Here is a 17175-nt window from a genome sequence, read left to right on the forward strand (position 1 = left end):
GGTCACCCCGCCCACCCTACGAACAACCGAGCCGCATCAGCGAATCATCGACTCCCACACCTTCTGCAGGCGCTTGGCCGACACCGGCATCGGCGTCCTCAGCTCCTGCGCGAACAGCGACACGCGCAGCTCTTCCAGCATCCACCTGAACTCGGTCATGCGCGGATCGTTGTTCTTGCCCCCCCCGTTCTTGAGCGTGCGCTGGAACTGGCTGGCCGCGTTCTGCCACTCCGCCATCAGCTGCGCATCGCGCGACGGGTTCCCACGCAGCTTCTCGATGCGCACGTTGATCGCCTTCAGGTAGCGCGGGAAGTGCGCCAGCTGGCTGTACTCGTTGTCCGCGATGAAGCGCTTGTGGATCAGCCCCTGTAACTGCGACCCGATGTCCGACTGCACCGCCGGCGGCAGGCTCTGGATGCGCTTGGGCATGCCGTGGAACTCGGCCAGCACCGCGCCCACCAGGCGCGCGATCTCGTTGATCAACAGGCCGATGCGGCCCTTGCCTTCGTCCTTGCGCTTGTTGAAGGATGCAGCGTCGAGCGGCAGCGGGTCCTGCAGGCAGGCGATGTCGACGGCCTTGGCGATGATCTGGTCGCGCAGGTCTTCCTGCATGCCCACGCTCATGAACTGCATGCCCATCTGCTGCAGGCCGGGGATGTTCTTCTCGGCGAACTTCAGCTGGTCCTTCAGCTGCAGCGCGAACAGGCGGCGCAGGCCGATGCGATGGGTGCGCGCCGCCACGTTCGGGTCGTCGAAGACTTCGAGGTCGCAGTGCGTGCCCTTGTCCACCAGCGCAGGGAAGCCGATCAGCGTGATCTTCCCCTGCGTGATCTCCAGCAGCTCCGGCAGCTCGCCGAAGCTCCAGGTCGTCAAACCGGTGTGCTGGACCGCGCCGGCAGCCGGAGCCGGGACAGCAGCCGCGGACGACGATTTCGTCACCGGCGCATTGCCCTTTCCTTTCGAAGGTGCAGGCGCAGCCGGCTGCGGTGCGGCCTGCAGCTTCGCCGGCGCTGCCGCCGGCGTCGCTTCCGCCATCTTCTGGAAGCTCTCGCGCGCCTGCCCGCCCAGCTCGGCCTGCAGGGTCGCCAGGTTGCGGCCCATGTCGAGCTGGCGGCCGTGCTCGTCGATCACCTTGAAGTTCATGGACAGGTGCGCCGGCAGCGTCTCCAGCTTGAAGTCGGTCGTGAGCACGCGCGCACTGGTGTGCATGTGGATGTCGGCGATCAGGGCGTCGATCAGGTCGCCGCGTCCGAAACGCAGCGGGTCCTGGTGGCGCTCGAAGAACCTGGCCGCGTAGTCCGGCAGCGGCACGCAGTGGCGGCGCAGCTTTTGCGGCAGCGATTTCAGCAGCAGGTGCACCTTCTCCTTCAGCATGCCCGGCACCAGCCAGCCCGCGCGCTCGTGCGGGATCTGGTTCAGCGCGAACAGCGGCACGGTGAGGGTGACGCCGTCGCGCGGGCTGCCCGGCTCGAAGTGGTACGACAGTCCCATCTCGATGCCGGTGACGTTCATCGTCTTCGGGAACAGCTCGGTGGTGACGCCGGCCGCCTCGTGCCGCATCAGCTCCTCGCGGTTCAGGAACAGGAGCTTCGGGTTGTCGCGCGAGGCGTCCTTGTACCACTTTTCAAAACCCGCGCCGTTCACCACCGTTAGCGGGATTTCCTTGTCGTAGAAAGCCTCGATCAGCTGCTCGTCCACCAGCACGTCCAGGCGGCGCGACTTGTGTTCGAGGTTCTCGATCTCCTTCACCAGCTTGTGGTTGTGGGCATAGAACGGCGCGCGGGTCTCGTAGTCGCCCGCCACCAGGGCGTCGCGGATGAAGATCTCGCGCGCTTCCCGCGGGTTGTGCTGGCTGTAGTTGATGCGGCGGTTGCTGTAGACGACGATGCCGTACAGGGTCGCGCGCTCCAGCGCCGTCACCTGCGCCTGGCGCTTTTCCCAGCGCGGCTCGCCCCAGGATTTCTTGAGCAGGTGCGCGCCGACCTTCTCCACCCATTCCGGCTGGATCTGCGCGATGGTGCGCGCGTACAGGCGCGTGGTCTCGACCAGTTCGGCCGCCATCACCCAGCGCCCCGGCTTCTTGGCAAGATACGAACCCGGCCAGATGTGGAACTTGATGCCGCGCGCGCCCAGGAACACCGGCTCGTCTTCGGCCTTGAAGCCGATGTTGCCGAGCAGGCCGGTAAGCAGCGCCATGTGCAGCTGGTCGTAGGTGGCCGGGGCTTCGTTCAGGCGCCAGCCCTGCTCGCGCACGGTGGTGAGCAGCTGCGAATGCACGTCGCGCCACTCGCGCAGGCGCAGCTGCGACAGGAAGTTGGCGCGGCAGTTTTCCTGCAGCTGGCGGTTCGACTTCTTGTGCGCGATGGCGTCCTCAAACCACTTCCAGATCTTGAGGTAGCTGAGGAACTCGGACTTCTCGTCGGCGAACTTCTTGTGTTTCTCGTCGGCCTGCTGCTGGTACTCGATCGGGCGGTCGCGCGGGTCCTGGGTGGACAGGGCCGAGGCCACGACCAGCATCTCGGTCAGGCAGTCGTTGTCGACGGCAGCCAGGATCATGCGGCTCACGCGCGGGTCGAGCGGCAGCTTGGCCAGCTTGCGGCCGAGCGGGGTCAGTTCGTTGGTCTCGTCGACCGCGCCGACTTCGTGCAGCAGCTGGTAGCCGTCCGCGATCGCGCGGCCCTGCGGCGGCTCGATGAAGGGGAAGGTCTCCACATCGGTCAGGTGCAGCGACTTCATGCGCAGGATGACCGAGGCCAGCGACGAGCGCAGGATCTCGGGATCGGCGAACTTGGGACGCTTGTTGTAGTCGTCTTCTTCGTAGAGGCGGATGCAGACGCCGTCGGCCACGCGGCCGCAACGGCCCGCGCGCTGGTTGGCGGACGATTGCGCCACCGGCTCGATCTGCAGCTGCTCGACCTTGTTGCGGAAGCTGTAGCGTTTGACGCGCGCCAGGCCCGTATCGACCACGTAGCGGATACCCGGCACCGTCAGCGAGGTCTCGGCCACGTTGGTGGCCAGCACGATGCGGCGCGCGTTCGTCGTCTTGAACACGCGGTCCTGTTCCTCGACCGACAGGCGCGCGAACAGCGGCAGGATCTCGACGTGCGGCGGATGCTGCTTGCGCAGCGCCTCGGCGCAGTCGCGGATCTCGCGTTCGCCCGGCAGGAACACCAGCACGTCGCCCGAGCCGATGCGGCACAGCTCGTCGACGGCATCGACCACCGCGTCGATCATGTCGCGTTTTTCGCGCGCCACTTGCGCCTTCGGCGCAGGCTCGCCCGGCTTGGCGGTGACGCCGACCGGGTCGCGGTCCACCGGGCGGTAGCGCACTTCCACCTTGTACAGGCGGCCAGAAACTTCGATGACCGGCGCCGGCTTTTCCGGCGTGCCGAAGTGGCGCGCGAAGCGCTCGGCGTCGATGGTCGCCGAGGTAATGATCACCTTCAGGTCCGGACGGCGCGGCAGCAGCTGCTTCAGGTAGCCGAGCAGGAAGTCGATGTTCAGGCTGCGCTCATGCGCCTCGTCGATGATGATGGTGTCGTAGGCGCGCAGAAGCGGATCGGTCTGCGTCTCGGCCAGCAAGATACCGTCGGTCATCAGCTTGACCCAGGCCCCGCGCTGCAGGGTGTCGTTGAAGCGCACCTTGTAGCCGACGTGCTCGCCCTGCGAGGAACCGAGTTCCTGCGCGATGCGCTTGGCGGTGCTCGATGCGGCGATACGGCGCGGCTGGGTGTGGCCGATCAGGCCCTTCTCGCCGCGGCCGAGCTCCAGGCAGATCTTCGGCAGCTGCGTGGTCTTGCCGGAACCGGTCTCGCCCGACACGATGACGACCTGGTTCTCCTGGATCGCCTTGGCGATCTCGGCGCGGCGGCCGGAGACAGGCAGGTCTTCGGGGAAGGTGATCGGCGGGAGCGGGTTGCGAAACGGCGGCGTCCGGGCATCCGACGCACGCGCGTCGTCGCGCGACGCTCGTTCGCCCCGCTCACGGTTGCCTTGTGGACGCGTGCGCTCGCCCTGCTGCGCGTCGCCGCGCTGGCCTTGCTGCTGCGCTGCGCGCGGTGCCTGTGCCGGGCGCTCGCCTTGCGCCGGGCGCTGCCCGCCTTCGGCGCGCGGCTGCGGCGCACGGCGCGGTTCGTCGCGTCGCGGCTCACCGCCACGCGGTTCGTTACGCGGCGCCCTGGTCTGCAGTTCGCCATCGCGCGTCTGCGTCATCGGCGCGCGCAATTCACCCTCCGGGTGCTGCTTGCGCGGCTCGGTGGCGGGAGTGTTCGGGGAAGCGGCGCGCGCCGGTTGCGGCGAAGGCTTGTTACTCTGTTCAGACATTGATTTTATAAGGTATTTGGTGCGCACAACGCGCAGCGAATTATAATGCGGCAAATGGAAAACCCTACCCAATTCGTCCAGTGGCTGCGCTCTGTCGCGCCGTATATTCATGCCTTTGGCGGCAAGACCTTCGTTGTTGCATTCCCGGGTGAACTGGTGACCTCCGGCGCCCTGCCGGTGCTGGCCCAGGACCTGTCCCTGCTGCTGGGGCTCGGCATCCGCCTCGTGCTCGTGCACGGTTCGCGTCCGCAGGTGGCCGAGCAACTCGCACTGCGCAACGTCGAAGGCCGCTTCCACAACGGCGTCCGCATCACCGACAGCGCCGCGCTCGAGTGCGCGAAGGAAGCCGCGGGCGAACTGCGCCTGGACATCGAAGCGGCGTTCAGCCAGGGTTTGCCGAACACCCCGATGTCGCACGCCCAGATCAGCATCGTATCGGGCAATTTCGTCGTCGCGCGCCCGCTTGGCGTGATCGACGGCGTCGACTTCGAACTCACCGGCGTCACGCGCAAGATCGTCGCCGAAAAAATCCAGCCGATCCTGCAGACCGAAGACAGCCTGGTGCTGCTCTCCCCGCTCGGTTTCTCGCCCACCGGCGAAATCTTCAACCTGACGATGGAAGACGTGGCCGCCTCGGCCGCGATCGCCCTGCATGCCGACAAGCTGATCTTCATCACCGAGACACCGATGATGCAGGACGGCGGCGGCACCGAAATCCGCGAACTGTCCTCGCACCAGGCCGAGGCCGTGCTGCAGGCCGGCTTCCTGCCCCAGGACGCCGCCTTCTACCTGCAGCACGCCGTCAAGGCCTGCAACAGCGGCGTGGACCGCGTGCACATCGTCCCGTTCGAGATGGACGGTTCGGCCCTGCTCGAACTGTTCACGCACGACGGCGTCGGCACCATGATCAGCCACGAGAACCTGGAAAGCCTCCGTCAAGCCACAATTGAGGACGTCGGCGGGATTATCAAGCTGATCGAACCGCTGGAAGCCGACGGCACCCTGGTCTACCGCGGCCGCGAGCTGATCGAGCGCGAGATCGACCAGTTCTCCGTGATCGACCACGACGGCGTGATCTTCGGCTGCGCCGCGCTGTATCCGTTCCCGGAATCGAAGATGGGCGAGATGGCCTGCCTGACCGTGAGCCCGGACGCCCAGACCCAGGGCGACGGCGAGCGCATCCTGAAACACATCGAGAACCGCGCCCGTGCCGCCGGGCTCACGAAACTGTTCGTGCTGACCACGCGCACCGCGCACTGGTTCAAGAAGCGCGGCTTCGTGCCGGCCACGGTGGACGACCTGCCCAAGGACCGCCAGCACATGTACAACTGGCAGCGCCGGTCACAGGTTTTCATCAAGACCCTATAATGGCGGTCTGACACTGACCCCGCTTTTTAACAGAATTACAGGAGTACACCATGGCCCGCACCGTCCAATGCATCAAACTGAACAAGGAAGCCGAAGGCCTGGACTTCCCGCCGGTACCAGGCGAAATGGGCAAGAAGCTCTACCAGTCGGTCTCGAAGGAAGCCTGGCAGGCATGGCTGAAGCACCAGACCATGCTGATCAACGAAAACCGCCTGAACCTGGCGGACGACCGCGCCCGCAAGTACCTGGCGGCGCAGATGGAACGTCATTTCTTCGGTGACGGCGCTGCCGACCAGGCGATGGGTTACGTGCCGCCGACGGCTTGATTGGCTATTTGAATTACTACGGCGGTATTCCTGCCGTTAGCTTCAAAACCGTCATTCCCGCCTGCGCGGGAATGACGGTTTAAGGCAAGCGAATACTGTAACGATACAGGTGTGCAGAAGAGTGTTGAATCACATCCTCACGCACTGGCGCAACTCGCACCGCGCCATGAACACCTTTCCACGCATCGCCCCATCCTCGCAGCGCATCCGGTAAACCTCCACCGGCCCCGCTTCCGTCACCAGACCTGCGCCCTGCCCGCCCGTGCAGCCCTGTCCCTTCGCCATCTTCTCGACCGTCGCCGACGACACGCCGGTGCGAAACGGCACGCGCTCGATCGGCGTGCCGTTCGTGTCCAGCAAAGCAGGCGCCGGCTGAACGGCCGCGACAGGTGCCGGCGCCGGCGCTGGCGCCGTCCTGCTGTTGAACAGCGTACAACCGCCCAGCAGGACGGCCACCAGGATGCTCAGCGGCGCCAGCGCGTGCCTCATGCGTTCCTCGCTTAAGAAACTTGGAAAATGGGTCAGAAAGTTAGGGTCTTCACGCCCTCGGGCGTGCCCAGCAGGCAGACGGTGGCGCCGGCCTTGGCGAACAGGCCGACGGCGATCACGCCGACGATCTGGTTGATCCGCTCTTCCATCGCCACCGGGTCAAGAATCGACAGGCCGACCACGTCGATGATCTCGCCGCCGTTGTCGGTGATGAAGGCCTCGTCCGTGCCCGGCTTGGTACGCAGGCGCGGCTGGCCGCCCAGTTCCGCCAGCTTGCGCATCACGGCCGCGCGCGCCATCGGGATCACCTCGACCGGCAGCGGGAACTTACCCAGCGTCTCGACCAGCTTCGAGCCGTCCGCGATGCACACGAATTGCTTCGCCACCGAGGCCACGATCTTCTCGCGCGTCAGGGCCGCGCCGCCGCCCTTGATCATCGCGCCGCTGGCGGTGATCTCGTCGGCGCCGTCGATGTACACGGCCATCGACGTCACGTCGTTCAGGTCGAAGACCGGGATGCCGTGGCCCCGCAGGCGGCTTGCCGTCGCTTCCGACGAAGCGACGGTGCCCTTGATGCGGTCCTTGATCTTCGCCAGCTCGTCGATGAAGAAGTTGGCCGTCGAGCCGGTGCCGACGCCGATGATCTCGCCGTCCACCACGTAATCGATCGCGGCGCGCGCCACGGCTTGCTTGAGTTCGTCCTGGGTCATGATACTTTGGAGAGTAGAAAAGAAGGCGTCATTTTAGCGGATCGCCCGGTCCATCCCTCGAAAACGACGGTTCATCCCGCTGTTTGGCCGGTCAATGCATTGCGCATTGCCAAGCTTGCACTGGTGAATCAAACTGAATCTTTCCGCAGGCATATAGTCTTTGACAATGAAACTCTTTACGAAGAAGCGCCTGGCCATCGCGGCCGGCGTGATCGCGGTGGCCGGCGGCGCTGCCGCCTGGCTGGTGCCCAAGGGTGAGCCCAAGGTCCCGCCGTCGAAATACCGCACCGCCCCGGTCGATGTCGGTACCATCAACCAGACCGTCACCGCCACCGGCACCATCAACCCGGTTGCGCTGGTGAACGTCGGCTCGCAAGTCTCCGGCACCGTGGTCGAGCTCAACGCCGACTTCAACGACCGCGTGAGCAAGGGCCAGGTCCTGCTCAAGCTCGACCCGACCATCTTCAACGCCCAGATCCGCCAGGCCGAGGCGAGCCGCGCGTCCGCAGTCGCCAACCTGAAGCTGGCCGAAGCCAACTACCAGCGCAACCAGCAGCTCGTCACGCAGAGCTTCGTCTCCAGCGTGGCGCTCGACCAGAGCCGCCGCGAGATGGACGTCGCCCGCGCCAATGTGCAGCTGGCGCAGGCCCAGCTCGACCGTGCTAGAGCTGACCTGAACAACAGCGTGATCCGCTCGCCGATCGACGGCGTGATCATCAAGCGCACCATCGACCTGAGCCAGACCGTGGCGGCCTCGTTCAACACGCCGAACCTGTTCCAGATCGCGCGCGACCTCACCAAGATGCAGATCGACACCAGCGTGTCGGAAGCCGACGTGGGGGCCTTGAAGGACGGCCTGCCGGCCCGCTTCGTGGTCGACGCCTACCCCGACCGCGAATTCCACGCCACCATGCGCCAGTTCCGCCTGGCCGCCAACGTGGTGCAGAACGTCGTCACCTACAACGTCGTGCTCGACGTCGACAACAAGGACGAGATGCTGAAACCCGGCATGACGGCCCAGGTGCGCCTGGTGGTGGACAACCGCAGCAACGTGCTGCGCATCCCGACCACCGCCCTGCGCTTCCAGCTGCCCGAGGAAGAGCAGGAAAAGCTGCGCGCGCAGGCGAAAGAGCAGGAGAAAACCAGGAGCGGCAAGGATGCGAAGTCCACGCAGGTGGCCTACAAGGCCGCGCCGCCAGGCCAGGACGACGACCTCGCCTTCCGCACCGCCAACGAGACCGCGCGCATCTACAAGGTGTACCGCCTGGACGCCAGGAACCAGCCCCAGCCCGTCGACATCAAGGTCGGCCTGTCGAACTTCCGCTATACCGAGGTGCTGTCCGGCGGCCTGAAGGCGGGCGACCAGGTCGTCACGCGCGCACTGGGCCAAGCCAAAGAAGATTTCTGATGACGCAGCTGAGCTCTTCCCTGATCGATATCCGCGGCGTCACCAAGACCTACACCAGCGGCAGCGTCGAGACCCGCGTGCTGCACGGGATCGACCTGCAGGTGGCGCGCGGCGACTTTGTCTCCATCATGGGCCAGTCCGGCTCGGGCAAGTCGACCCTGATGAACATCCTCGGCTGCCTGGACCAGGCCACCGGCGGCACCTACCTGCTCGATGGCGTGGACACGCTGTCGCTGTCGCGCGCCCAGCTGGCCGACATCCGCAACCGTGCCATCGGCTTCGTGTTCCAGAGCTTTAACCTCATCAAGCGCATGAGCGTGGCCGAGAACGTGGCGCTGCCCTTGATCTATGCCGGCTGGGGCCGCGGCAAGGCGCACACGCGCGCGCTGCAGGAGCTGGAGCGCGTCGGTCTGGGCGGCCTGGCCAAACGCACGCCCAATCAGCTCTCCGGCGGCCAGCAGCAGCGCGTGGCGATCGCGCGCGCGCTGGCCACCGACCCGCCGCTGCTGCTGGCCGACGAACCGACCGGCAACCTCGACACGCAAACCAGCGACGACATCATGAACAGCTTCCGGGAGCTGAACAGGGAACGCGGCATCACCATCGTGCTCGTCACCCACGAGGCCGACGTCGCCGCCTACAGCCGCCGCCTGGTGCGCCTGAAGGACGGGCGGGTGCTGTACGACGGCCCGGCCGCGGAAGGACTGCGCCAGCCGAGCGCGGGCGCGCATCCGACCTCCACCGAGGTGCCGGCATGAACTTCATCCAGATCCTGATCGAATCCTTCCGCTCGATGGCGGCCAACCGCCTGCGCACCGCGCTGACCATGCTCGGTATCGTCATCGGCATCGCGTCCGTGGTCCTGCTGCTGGCCATCGGCGACAGCATGCAGCGCTTCATTGGCAAGGAACTGCAATCGCTGGGCACCAACATGCTCTACGTGTTCCCGGGCGGCGACCGCACCACCGCCCAGCGCGCCCGCGCCGGCACCGTGCCCTCGCTGTCGATCCACGATGCGGCTGCGCTCAACGATCTGCCCAGCCTGACCGGCGCGGCGCCGGCGCTGCAGGGCAGCTTCAAACTCAGCGCCGGCAACGAAAGTTCGAACAGCCAGGTGCACGGCATCACGCCAGCCATGTTCAATATCCGCAACTGGAAGCTCGACCAGGGCAACCTGTTCAGCGAAGCGGACGTGCGTGCATCGAGCCGCATGGTCGTGATCGGCCAGAAGGTGGCGGACCAGTTCTTCTACAAGCAGGATCCGCTGGGGCGCTACATCCGTATCGAGAACGTCGCCTTCCAGGTGATCGGCGTGCTGGCCGGCGAAGGCAAGCAGATCGACGGCTCCGACATCGCGGAGCTGGTGCTGGTGCCGATCACGGCCGCCAGCGCCAACCTGATCAAGACGCCCTTCCCGCAGAACGTGCACTACATCGCGGCGCAGGGCCGGCCGGAGATGGCGCTGGACGACGCGGTCGAGGACATCAAGGAGACGCTGCGGGCGCGGCACCGCATCCGACTCGACGATCCGGACGACTTCCGGGTGCAGAACATTGCGTCCTTCGCGGAGACGGCCAACAAGATCAGTGCCGGCGTGGCGCTGCTGCTCGGGCTGATCGGGGCGATCTCGCTGCTGGTGGGCGGAATCGGGATCATGAACATCATGCTGGTGTCGGTGACCGAACGGACGCGCGAGATCGGCATCCGCATGGCGATCGGCGCAAGGCCGCGGGCGGTGCTGTTGCAGTTCCTGGCGGAGTCGGTGGTGATTTGCGTGGCTGGCGGCCTGGTGGGCGTCTTGATTGCAATGGGCGGGGCGGCCGCGATCACGGCGACCGGGAAGTTCGAGGTGTTCCTGACCTTCCAGGGCGTGCTGGTGGCGTGCGGCTTCGCCACGGCGGTGGGGGTGTTCTTCGGGTTCTATCCGGCGCGGCGAGCGTCGCGGCTGTTGCCGGTGGATTGCCTGCGCTATGAGTGAGTCGGTCGTCATGGACGGGCAAGTGCGCTTGCGCTGGGCGTGCCGTGCGGATATTCCCGCGATGTCCACCGGCACAGGGCGCAGGTATCGCTTTCGCCATCGGTTGGCACCGGCTGTCGCAACTGATGGCGAACTCGCCTCGGATGGCCTGCTGAACATCGTGACGCTGCACGCATCCCCATTACAGTTTGTCGAAACATTTGTCTCTGTTCTTCGGCTATCATCCCCGCGCCCGGAATCGCGGCCTTGCCGGTCATGACCAGGGTGACGAACAAGAATAAGGATCAGGAAGAAGGAAAGCATGGAAATGGACAGCCCATTCGATGCGGCCACCCGATTGAAGGCGAGCTTCGTGGCACTTGCCGTACTGGCCAGCGCTTCGGCCGCCACGTTTGCCGGGGTCCCGGAGCCTTCCAGACCGGAGGAGGCAGGGCCTGCCGACCTGCAACTGGAAGAGCAGGCGCCGATCAAGATCCACCGGAAGATCAACCTGGGCGACCTTCCCTACAAGCCCTTCTTCAGCATCCAGACTTATCTCCAGTCGCTCCTTCCGCCGGAACCGCGCTCGATCGATCTCCTCGGCCGGGTCCACTTCGTCGCCAAGAGCGAGGTGGAGAAAGACCTGTTCGCGCCGCAGTCCTGGGCAGTCGCCGTCGTCGGAAACGAACTCGACCAGGTCGTTCCCGTCCATCGCGGCGGCTATTTCCTGCTACCGGAAGTGAAACTGGGCTTGCTGGAACTGGGCACCATCATGTTCAACACCCAGACCCAGAAGGGCAAGATGAGCGTCGCGTGGAAGGTCCGGGTGCCGCACACGCAAGCGCTCTCGTACGCGGACTTCGCGAAAGCCCTCGAGGAAGTCGCTGTTGTCCAGCGACGGATTCCCACCTACCGCTACGACCTGCGCGAGATTCGCCGCCATGGCCACAATGCCTTGCGGGCCTGTTTCCTCAAAGGCCCCGGCCGCATCGAAGTCGACGGCCAGCCGGCCGCGACGATTCCCGACGGCGCCTGCCAAGTCCTGAAGTACGACTCCGCCGTCGCGCGCGCAGGCTTGGCGCAGATCGCCTTCGTGGGGAAGCTCGACCTCGTGACGCTCAAGGAAGTGGTCAAGGCGGACTAGACAGCCAAGCAGCGTCCGGTCCGCGATGCAGGTCACAGTGATGGTTCATCATCTTGAATTCGTCGCCTTGCAAGCGATGGCGAAGTCCACATGGTAGTGCTCATCATGCCGGATCCATGGCTTCGCTTTCATGAACGGAAGCGAAGCGAGTCTTGTCCCGCCTAGAGTGCCAAGGAGATGACGCGTCAGCCCAGGATCAAAAATAACCCGTGAGATGCGTGTCCCACGCTGGCGCGCTTGCTTGTCCAGTTGATTCAGATGCGCAGCAATTGCAACAAAATCGATACGCAAGTCGTCCAGCCTGCCATTCCCGTCGAACTCCAGGTCATACCCGAAGCGATTCAGCGGTGACGCCGGAAGCGTGGCCGGCACACCATCGTGATTCCGCACCGGCACCATGAAGTCGACCGACGTGCCATTCCTGTGCGTACGGTGCGGCGGCATTGGGCCTCCGTTCTTGAGCCCGGTTTCTCCATACACGAATTTCACTCCAGGCAGTTCCTGCGCCAGTACCGTATACGCGCTTTCGACAATATCCCGGACAGTCGCATGCACGTAAGTCCGTCCCAGCGACACGCCCAATTCGCTATAAGGAGAGAAATTGCGACCTTGGACGCTCAAGGCAACGGCATGAACGATCCGGCCGTTGCCTGGGGTACCGAAGCAGGTGCTTGCCAACGCAGGCGCAGCAGGCAGAGCAACGACTAGCATGAGGCTGGTCAGTGCGAGGGCAATCGAACGCATGGGCTTTCCCAGGTGATTGGATGGCGAAGTCTGCCACGCGCATGTGTTATAAGCAATTTACAATATCCTGCTGGATGAGCAGCCGCAAACGGGCGTCTGCGGATGTCAGGTGGGACGTGCAAGACGATATGCCAGCCAGCGTGAAGGCCAAGGCTACGCAAGGACCAGCCCGGTTGATTTTCGTCGTCCCGCATCCTGTTTCAAGCCAACTTCCACCCGATACGCTCAAGCAAGAATCACCACTTGCCCAACTCACAACGGAGACAGGAATGGCTAGTGATGCTTATTTGAAAATAGACGGGATTAATGGAGAGTCCGAAGACGAACGGCACCGCAATTGGATTGAAGTGAACAACGTCCTCTACGCGGTCCACCAGCCGAGAGCCGAGGTAGTTTCGACCGCAGGCGGGCATACCACCGGGCGAGCCGATCTGTACCCGATTAGCTTCAGCAAACTTGCTGACATAGCCTCCCCCATCTTGCTGCAAACCTGCGCCACCGGGAAAACCATTCCCAAAGCTTCTTTCGAGTTCATGCGGGCTGACGGCGACGGAAAGCCGATCACGTACTTTAGGATCGAACTGGAAAACGTAATGATCGCCAGCATCACGCCGGATAGTGGCGATGGCGGAATCATCACAGAGCGGGTGCAGCTAGCGTACGCCAAAATCCGTTGGAATTATTCGAAGCAGTCCATCAGGGGCGGCACGCAGGGTAATACGTCGGGTAGCTGGGATTGTTCAGCCCATAAAGTGTGCTAACCGGAGGCGATATGTCCCAGCCTTACGAAGGCGCAGCAATAATTCTCTGCCCGCTGGAAGAACGTGACTTCCAGCACGTTTGTGCCGTCATTGTGACAGGGAGCGGGTTCAATGCATGCGGCCATACGCTACTGCACGTCGGTGAAAGCTGGAGTTGGTACGTCCACATTGCAGGACCCTATAAACTACCTAAGTGGATGCCTGAGAGTAACTATATACGTTACTTGAAAGAGAACGGCAAGCGTGAAATTCGCCGCTGGACGATCAAACTGCCCAATCCTAAAGGGGCGCATGACAAGCTGCATGAACTGATGCAAAAGCCATGGCTATGGGGCGCTGTAGCTCATAACTGCACTTCCTTTGCGGAAGAAGTTGTGCGGGCAGGCGGTAGTAAAGCCGGACAGTATTTCAATTGTCCTATTGCGGAGCCATTCGCATGAGAACCACATTCATTTCGCTTGGCATCGCCTTGTTGATAGCTGTACTTGTTTGGGCTTCTATAATCTTTCTCGATCCGGGTATGAATCTCGACAAGGCTTATAACATCATCGTCTGCTCTTTCATCGGCTCAGCAGTCGTCGCAGCACTGGTGTTGACGCTACGGGGCCGTCGCAGCTGATTAGACGCGCGATGTCAGCCAGCGTGCAGGCCCGCGATGCAAATTCCGCCGGCTTTCCGGATGCGCGAGAAACCGCTCGAGTACCCGCTCATACAAGTCCAGACTGTCGCGGTACTGCTGCTGCCGCATCGCCTGCGGCTTCTTCAAGAACTTCAGCACGAAGTAATCGGCCAGCAGATCGCCCTGCGCCTCCATGTTGTAGTCCGCCAGCGTGGCCTCTTCGTGGAGGGTATAGGCGTAGGGAAGACCAAGCCGCACCGCACCGCGCAAGCGCACCGGATACCCCAGTTGGTGCTGCCACACATGCACCATCTCATGCATGAACCAGTGGATCGCCCCGGGATCGCCGCGGGTATAGTCGGGAAGAAAACAGGACGAATGAAAGTACATGCTGCCGTTCGGCGTCATGCAGCAGTTCTTCGGCTGGAAGGGCATGTAGCGCCGGCCGTGAATACGGACGCGGCTGTAGTCGATGGCGTCGCGAAACAGCAGCGACGCCATCGCGATCTCGTTCTCGGTCAGGGGCCGGGAACGAGGTCTTTTCATGGAACGCTCAAGCAGCACGCAGCGCGGCCGCCGCTTTCGCCAGTTCGGTGATCTGATCCCACTGTCCGGCAGCGATCAGGTCCTTCGGCGTCAGCCAGGAACCGCCCACGCAGGCCACGTTCTTGCAGGCCAGGAACTTCGGCGCGGTCTCGATCGAGATGCCGCCGGTCGGGCAGAAGGTCACGTCCGGCAGCGGGCCGGCGATGGCGTTCAGCATGCCGACGCCGCCCGCCGGCACCGCCGGGAACAGCTTGAGCTGCTTGAAGCCGTGCTCGCGCGCCGCCATTACTTCCGACGGGGTCATCACGCCCGGCAGCAGCGGCAGGCCGCTCTTTTTCGCTGCCTCGATCATGGCGGCGGTCAGGCCCGGCGAGACGCCGAATACGGCGCCCGCATCGCGCGCCGCCTCGAATTCGTGCGGCTGGGTGAGCGTGCCGACGCCGACGATGGCGCCTTCGACGCTGCTCATGTCGCGGATCGCCTGCAGCCCGTGCTCGGTGCGCAGCGTCACTTCCAGCACGCGGATGCCGCCCGCCACCAGGGCTTTTGCCAATGGCACCGCGTGCGCCGGGTCGTCGATGGCGATGACGGGGATGACGCTCGCCGAGCGCATGATTTCAAGTAAGCTCATTTGTCCCATTATTTCTGCGTCCTAAAGAGAAAGTCTTCGTCCGAACCGGGCATGCCTTCCTCGGGATGCATGCCTTCATGCAGCGGTACGGTGGTGGGGATCGGCGACGGCAGCGGGAAGGTAGCGGCGCCCTCCTCTGCCGGGCTCGAGTTACTGCGGAACATCGCGAACAGCTCGCGGCCCATGCCGATGTGGCTCTTCGACAGGTCGGCCGTCGCCATGCTGCGCGCCGCCCATACTTCGTCCGGCACCAGCGCGTCCAGCGTGCCGCCCGCCGCATCGACGCGGATGATGTCGCCGTCGCGTACCAGGCCGAGCGGGCCGCCGGCCAGGATTTCCGGCGACACGTGGATCGCCGCCGGCACCTTGCCCGAGGCGCCCGACATGCGACCGTCGGTCACCATCGCCACCTTGAAGCCGGCATCCTGCAGGTTCGACAGCGCCGGGGTCAAGGCGTGCAGTTCCGGCATGCCGTTGGCGCGCGGGCCCTGGAAGCGGATCACGGCCACGAAGTCGCGCTCAAGCTCGCCGGCCTTGTAGCGCACCATGAAGTCTTCCTGCGAGTCGAAGGTGATGGCCGGCGCTTCCACCAGGTGGTAGTCCGGCTTGACGGCCGAGATCTTCATCACGGCGCGGCCCAGGTTACCCTGCACCAGCACCATGCCGCCGTTGTTGGCGAACGGGTTGCTTGCCGGGCGCAGCACGGCTTCGTCGCCGCTCTGCGCCGGAACGTCGCGCCATACCACCTTGTCGTTCTCGTCCAGGAACGGCTCCTTGCAGTGCGCGCGCAGGCCGTGGCCGAGGATGGTGTTGACGTCTTCGTGCGCCAGGCCGGCATCCAGGAGTTCGCGGATCACGAAGCCCGGGCCGCCGGCGGCCTGGAAGTGGTTCACGTCGGCTTCGCCGTTCGGGTAGATCCTGGTGAGCGAGGGCACCACTTTCGACAGTTCGTCGAAGTCGTTCCAGTCGATGACGATGCCGGCCGCGCGCGCGATCGCCACCAGGTGCAGCGTGTGGTTGGTCGAGCCGCCGGTCGCGTGCAGCGCGACGATGGCGTTGACGATGCTCTTCTCGTCGACGATGCGGCCGATCGGCATGTACTCACCACCCTGCTGGGAGATCTTCACGGCCTGCTGGGCGGCGGCTTTGGTGAGCGCGTCGCGCAGCGGCGTGCCCGGGGTGATGAAGGCGGCGCCCGGCATGTGCAGGCCCATCATCTCCATCAGCATCTGGTTGCTGTTGGCGGTGCCGTAGAAGGTGCAGGTGCCGGCGCCGTGGTACGAGGCCGATTCGCCTTCCAGCAGTTCCTCGCGGGTGGCTTCGCCTTTTGCATAGCGCTGGCGGATGGCGGCCTTTTCCTTGTTCGAGATGCCCGATGTCATCGGGCCACCCGGCACGAAGATGCCCGGGATATGGCCGAAGTGCAGCGCGCCGATGAGCAGGCCCGGCACGATCTTGTCGCAGATGCCCAGGTACAGGCCGGCGTCGAACATGTTGTGCGACATCGCCACGGCGGTCGCCATCGCGATGGTGTCGCGCGAGAACAGCGACAGTTCCATGCCCGGCTGGCCTTGCGTGACGCCGTCACACATGGCCGGCACGCCGCCCGCGAACTGGGCCACGGCGCCGATTTCGCGCACGGCTTCCTTGATCACTTTCGGGAAGTACTCGAAGGGCTGGTGCGCCGACAGCATGTCGTTGTAGGACGAGACGATGGCCACCGACGGCTGCTTGTACTCGCGCAGCTTGAGCTTGTCGTTGGCCGGGAACGCGGCGAAGCCGTGCGCGAGGTTCGTGCACGACAGCGACCCGCGCTGCACGCCCTGGACGCGGGCGGCTTCGAGATGCGCGAGGTAGGCCGCGCGCGAGGGACGGCTTCGCTTGATGATCCGGTTCGTTACCTGTTCGACTACGGGGTGCAGCGCCATGATCGTTCCTTCGTAAATTTGGTATCTGAAATTTTACTACAGATTTATATGGGGTGCAGGGAGGGGCTTCGACCAGCCAGTGCCGGCGGCGTCCGGCCGAGGCATTGGCACCGTTTTTCGTAGGTTGAGCGGGTCTCCCGCCCACGCGTTCAAGTCCCGGTCACGGATCACAAAGCTTACTCAAATACGCAAACGCTTGTTGAACGCGCGGGCGGGGAACC

At 64.3% G+C, this 17175-nt stretch carries 16 protein-coding genes; 9 read left to right on the forward strand and 7 right to left on the reverse strand.

Annotation, left to right across the window (positions count from 1 at the left end; translation table 11 throughout):
* Positions 1–36 precede the first annotated feature (36 nt).
* Positions 37–4323 carry an ATP-dependent RNA helicase HrpA gene (gene hrpA / locus ACFFJK_RS14330; protein WP_379680008.1) on the reverse strand — a complete coding sequence of 1429 codons (4287 nt, stop codon included), beginning with the start codon at positions 4321–4323 and terminating at the stop codon, positions 37–39.
* 54 nt (positions 4324–4377) lie between these two features.
* On the opposite strand from hrpA, the gene argA reads away from it, so the two are divergent.
* Complete coding sequence (argA, locus tag ACFFJK_RS14335) at positions 4378–5691, forward strand: amino-acid N-acetyltransferase (RefSeq protein ID WP_379680009.1); 1314 nt, start codon at positions 4378–4380, stop codon at positions 5689–5691.
* Between the two features lie 50 nt (positions 5692–5741).
* Positions 5742–6017, forward strand: a complete 276-nt coding sequence (locus ACFFJK_RS14340; RefSeq protein ID WP_379680010.1) for an oxidative damage protection protein — start codon at positions 5742–5744, stop codon at positions 6015–6017.
* Positions 6018–6146: 129 nt separating this feature from the next.
* Here the strand turns inward: ACFFJK_RS14340 and ACFFJK_RS14345 are convergent, their stop codons facing one another.
* Positions 6147–6506, reverse strand: a complete 360-nt coding sequence (locus ACFFJK_RS14345) for a hypothetical protein (RefSeq protein WP_379680011.1) — start codon at positions 6504–6506, stop codon at positions 6147–6149.
* A gap of 32 nt (positions 6507–6538) precedes the next feature.
* Positions 6539–7216, reverse strand: a complete 678-nt coding sequence (rpiA, locus tag ACFFJK_RS14350) for a ribose-5-phosphate isomerase RpiA (RefSeq protein WP_379680012.1) — start codon at positions 7214–7216, stop codon at positions 6539–6541.
* 166 nt (positions 7217–7382) lie between these two features.
* Between rpiA and ACFFJK_RS14355 the strand changes: the two genes are divergently transcribed.
* The 4 genes from ACFFJK_RS14355 to ACFFJK_RS14370 all read left to right on the forward strand — a co-directional run bounded on the left by ACFFJK_RS14355 (position 7383) and on the right by ACFFJK_RS14370 (position 11725).
* Positions 7383–8624 (forward strand): efflux RND transporter periplasmic adaptor subunit, encoded by a 1242-nt coding sequence (locus ACFFJK_RS14355; RefSeq protein ID WP_379680013.1) that lies wholly within the window; start codon positions 7383–7385, stop codon positions 8622–8624.
* Positions 8624–9382 (forward strand): ABC transporter ATP-binding protein, encoded by a 759-nt coding sequence (locus ACFFJK_RS14360; RefSeq protein WP_379680014.1) that lies wholly within the window; start codon positions 8624–8626, stop codon positions 9380–9382. Before ACFFJK_RS14355 ends, ACFFJK_RS14360 begins: the two co-directional genes overlap by 1 nt.
* On the forward strand, positions 9379–10602 hold the full coding sequence (locus ACFFJK_RS14365) for an ABC transporter permease (protein ID WP_379680016.1): 1224 nt from the start codon (positions 9379–9381) through the stop codon (positions 10600–10602). Before ACFFJK_RS14360 ends, ACFFJK_RS14365 begins: the two co-directional genes overlap by 4 nt.
* 307 nt (positions 10603–10909) lie before the next feature.
* The gene (locus tag ACFFJK_RS14370) at positions 10910–11725 is read left to right on the forward strand and encodes a hypothetical protein (RefSeq protein ID WP_379680018.1); all 816 of its coding nucleotides are present in this window, start codon (positions 10910–10912) and stop codon (positions 11723–11725) included.
* Positions 11726–11773: 48 nt separating this feature from the next.
* Here the strand turns inward: ACFFJK_RS14370 and ACFFJK_RS14375 are convergent, their stop codons facing one another.
* On the reverse strand, positions 11774–12469 hold the full coding sequence (locus ACFFJK_RS14375; RefSeq protein WP_379680019.1) for a penicillin-insensitive murein endopeptidase: 696 nt from the start codon (positions 12467–12469) through the stop codon (positions 11774–11776).
* Between the two features lie 116 nt (positions 12470–12585).
* Here ACFFJK_RS14375 and ACFFJK_RS14380 point away from each other — a divergent pair, with 116 nt between their 5' ends.
* The 3 genes from ACFFJK_RS14380 to ACFFJK_RS14390 are packed head-to-tail and all read left to right on the forward strand — an operon-like array spanning position 12586 to position 13849.
* Positions 12586–13230, forward strand: a complete 645-nt coding sequence (locus ACFFJK_RS14380) for an Hcp family type VI secretion system effector (protein WP_379680021.1) — start codon at positions 12586–12588, stop codon at positions 13228–13230.
* A gap of 11 nt (positions 13231–13241) precedes the next feature.
* Complete coding sequence (locus tag ACFFJK_RS14385; protein ID WP_379680022.1) at positions 13242–13670, forward strand: hypothetical protein; 429 nt, start codon at positions 13242–13244, stop codon at positions 13668–13670.
* Positions 13667–13849, forward strand: coding sequence for a hypothetical protein (locus ACFFJK_RS14390; protein ID WP_379680023.1), 183 nt, complete (start codon positions 13667–13669; stop codon positions 13847–13849). Before ACFFJK_RS14385 ends, ACFFJK_RS14390 begins: the two co-directional genes overlap by 4 nt.
* Here ACFFJK_RS14390 and ACFFJK_RS14395 read toward each other — a convergent pair whose 3' ends face one another.
* From ACFFJK_RS14395 to edd, 3 genes are read right to left on the reverse strand one after another with little or no spacing between them, the layout of a single operon-like run.
* A complete protein-coding gene (locus ACFFJK_RS14395; RefSeq protein ID WP_379680024.1) occupies positions 13850–14395 on the reverse strand; it encodes a Rhs element Vgr protein in 546 nt (181 codons plus the stop codon). It lies immediately after the preceding gene.
* 7 nt (positions 14396–14402) lie between these two features.
* A complete protein-coding gene (eda, locus tag ACFFJK_RS14400; protein ID WP_379680026.1) occupies positions 14403–15026 on the reverse strand; it encodes a bifunctional 4-hydroxy-2-oxoglutarate aldolase/2-dehydro-3-deoxy-phosphogluconate aldolase in 624 nt (207 codons plus the stop codon).
* A gap of 8 nt (positions 15027–15034) precedes the next feature.
* Positions 15035–16954 (reverse strand): phosphogluconate dehydratase, encoded by a 1920-nt coding sequence (gene edd / locus ACFFJK_RS14405; RefSeq protein ID WP_379680027.1) that lies wholly within the window; start codon positions 16952–16954, stop codon positions 15035–15037.
* Positions 16955–17175: the final 221 nt, after the last annotated feature.

Origin of the sequence: Massilia consociata, from assembly GCF_042432755.1 — a bacterium.
In the GTDB taxonomy this organism is placed as follows: Bacteria; Pseudomonadota; Gammaproteobacteria; order Burkholderiales; family Burkholderiaceae_D; genus Telluria; species Telluria consociata.

Excerpts from the sequence above, each read along its gene's own strand:
- hrpA (WP_379680008.1), bottom strand. The coding sequence starts at position 4,323 with ATGTCTGAACAGAGTAACAAGCCTTCGCCGCAACCGGCGCGCGCCGCT.
- argA (WP_379680009.1), top strand. The coding sequence starts at position 4,378 with ATGGAAAACCCTACCCAATTCGTCCAGTGGCTGCGCTCTGTCGCGCCG.
- ACFFJK_RS14340 (WP_379680010.1), top strand. The coding sequence starts at position 5,742 with ATGGCCCGCACCGTCCAATGCATCAAACTGAACAAGGAAGCCGAAGGC.
- ACFFJK_RS14345 (WP_379680011.1), bottom strand. The coding sequence starts at position 6,506 with ATGAGGCACGCGCTGGCGCCGCTGAGCATCCTGGTGGCCGTCCTGCTG.
- rpiA (WP_379680012.1), bottom strand. The coding sequence starts at position 7,216 with ATGACCCAGGACGAACTCAAGCAAGCCGTGGCGCGCGCCGCGATCGAT.
- ACFFJK_RS14355 (WP_379680013.1), top strand. The coding sequence starts at position 7,383 with ATGAAACTCTTTACGAAGAAGCGCCTGGCCATCGCGGCCGGCGTGATC.
- ACFFJK_RS14360 (WP_379680014.1), top strand. The coding sequence starts at position 8,624 with ATGACGCAGCTGAGCTCTTCCCTGATCGATATCCGCGGCGTCACCAAG.
- ACFFJK_RS14365 (WP_379680016.1), top strand. The coding sequence starts at position 9,379 with ATGAACTTCATCCAGATCCTGATCGAATCCTTCCGCTCGATGGCGGCC.
- ACFFJK_RS14370 (WP_379680018.1), top strand. The coding sequence starts at position 10,910 with ATGGACAGCCCATTCGATGCGGCCACCCGATTGAAGGCGAGCTTCGTG.
- ACFFJK_RS14375 (WP_379680019.1), bottom strand. The coding sequence starts at position 12,469 with ATGCGTTCGATTGCCCTCGCACTGACCAGCCTCATGCTAGTCGTTGCT.
- ACFFJK_RS14385 (WP_379680022.1), top strand. The coding sequence starts at position 13,242 with ATGTCCCAGCCTTACGAAGGCGCAGCAATAATTCTCTGCCCGCTGGAA.
- ACFFJK_RS14390 (WP_379680023.1), top strand. The coding sequence starts at position 13,667 with ATGAGAACCACATTCATTTCGCTTGGCATCGCCTTGTTGATAGCTGTA.
- ACFFJK_RS14395 (WP_379680024.1), bottom strand. The coding sequence starts at position 14,395 with ATGAAAAGACCTCGTTCCCGGCCCCTGACCGAGAACGAGATCGCGATG.
- eda (WP_379680026.1), bottom strand. The coding sequence starts at position 15,026 with ATGAGCTTACTTGAAATCATGCGCTCGGCGAGCGTCATCCCCGTCATC.
- edd (WP_379680027.1), bottom strand. The coding sequence starts at position 16,954 with ATGGCGCTGCACCCCGTAGTCGAACAGGTAACGAACCGGATCATCAAG.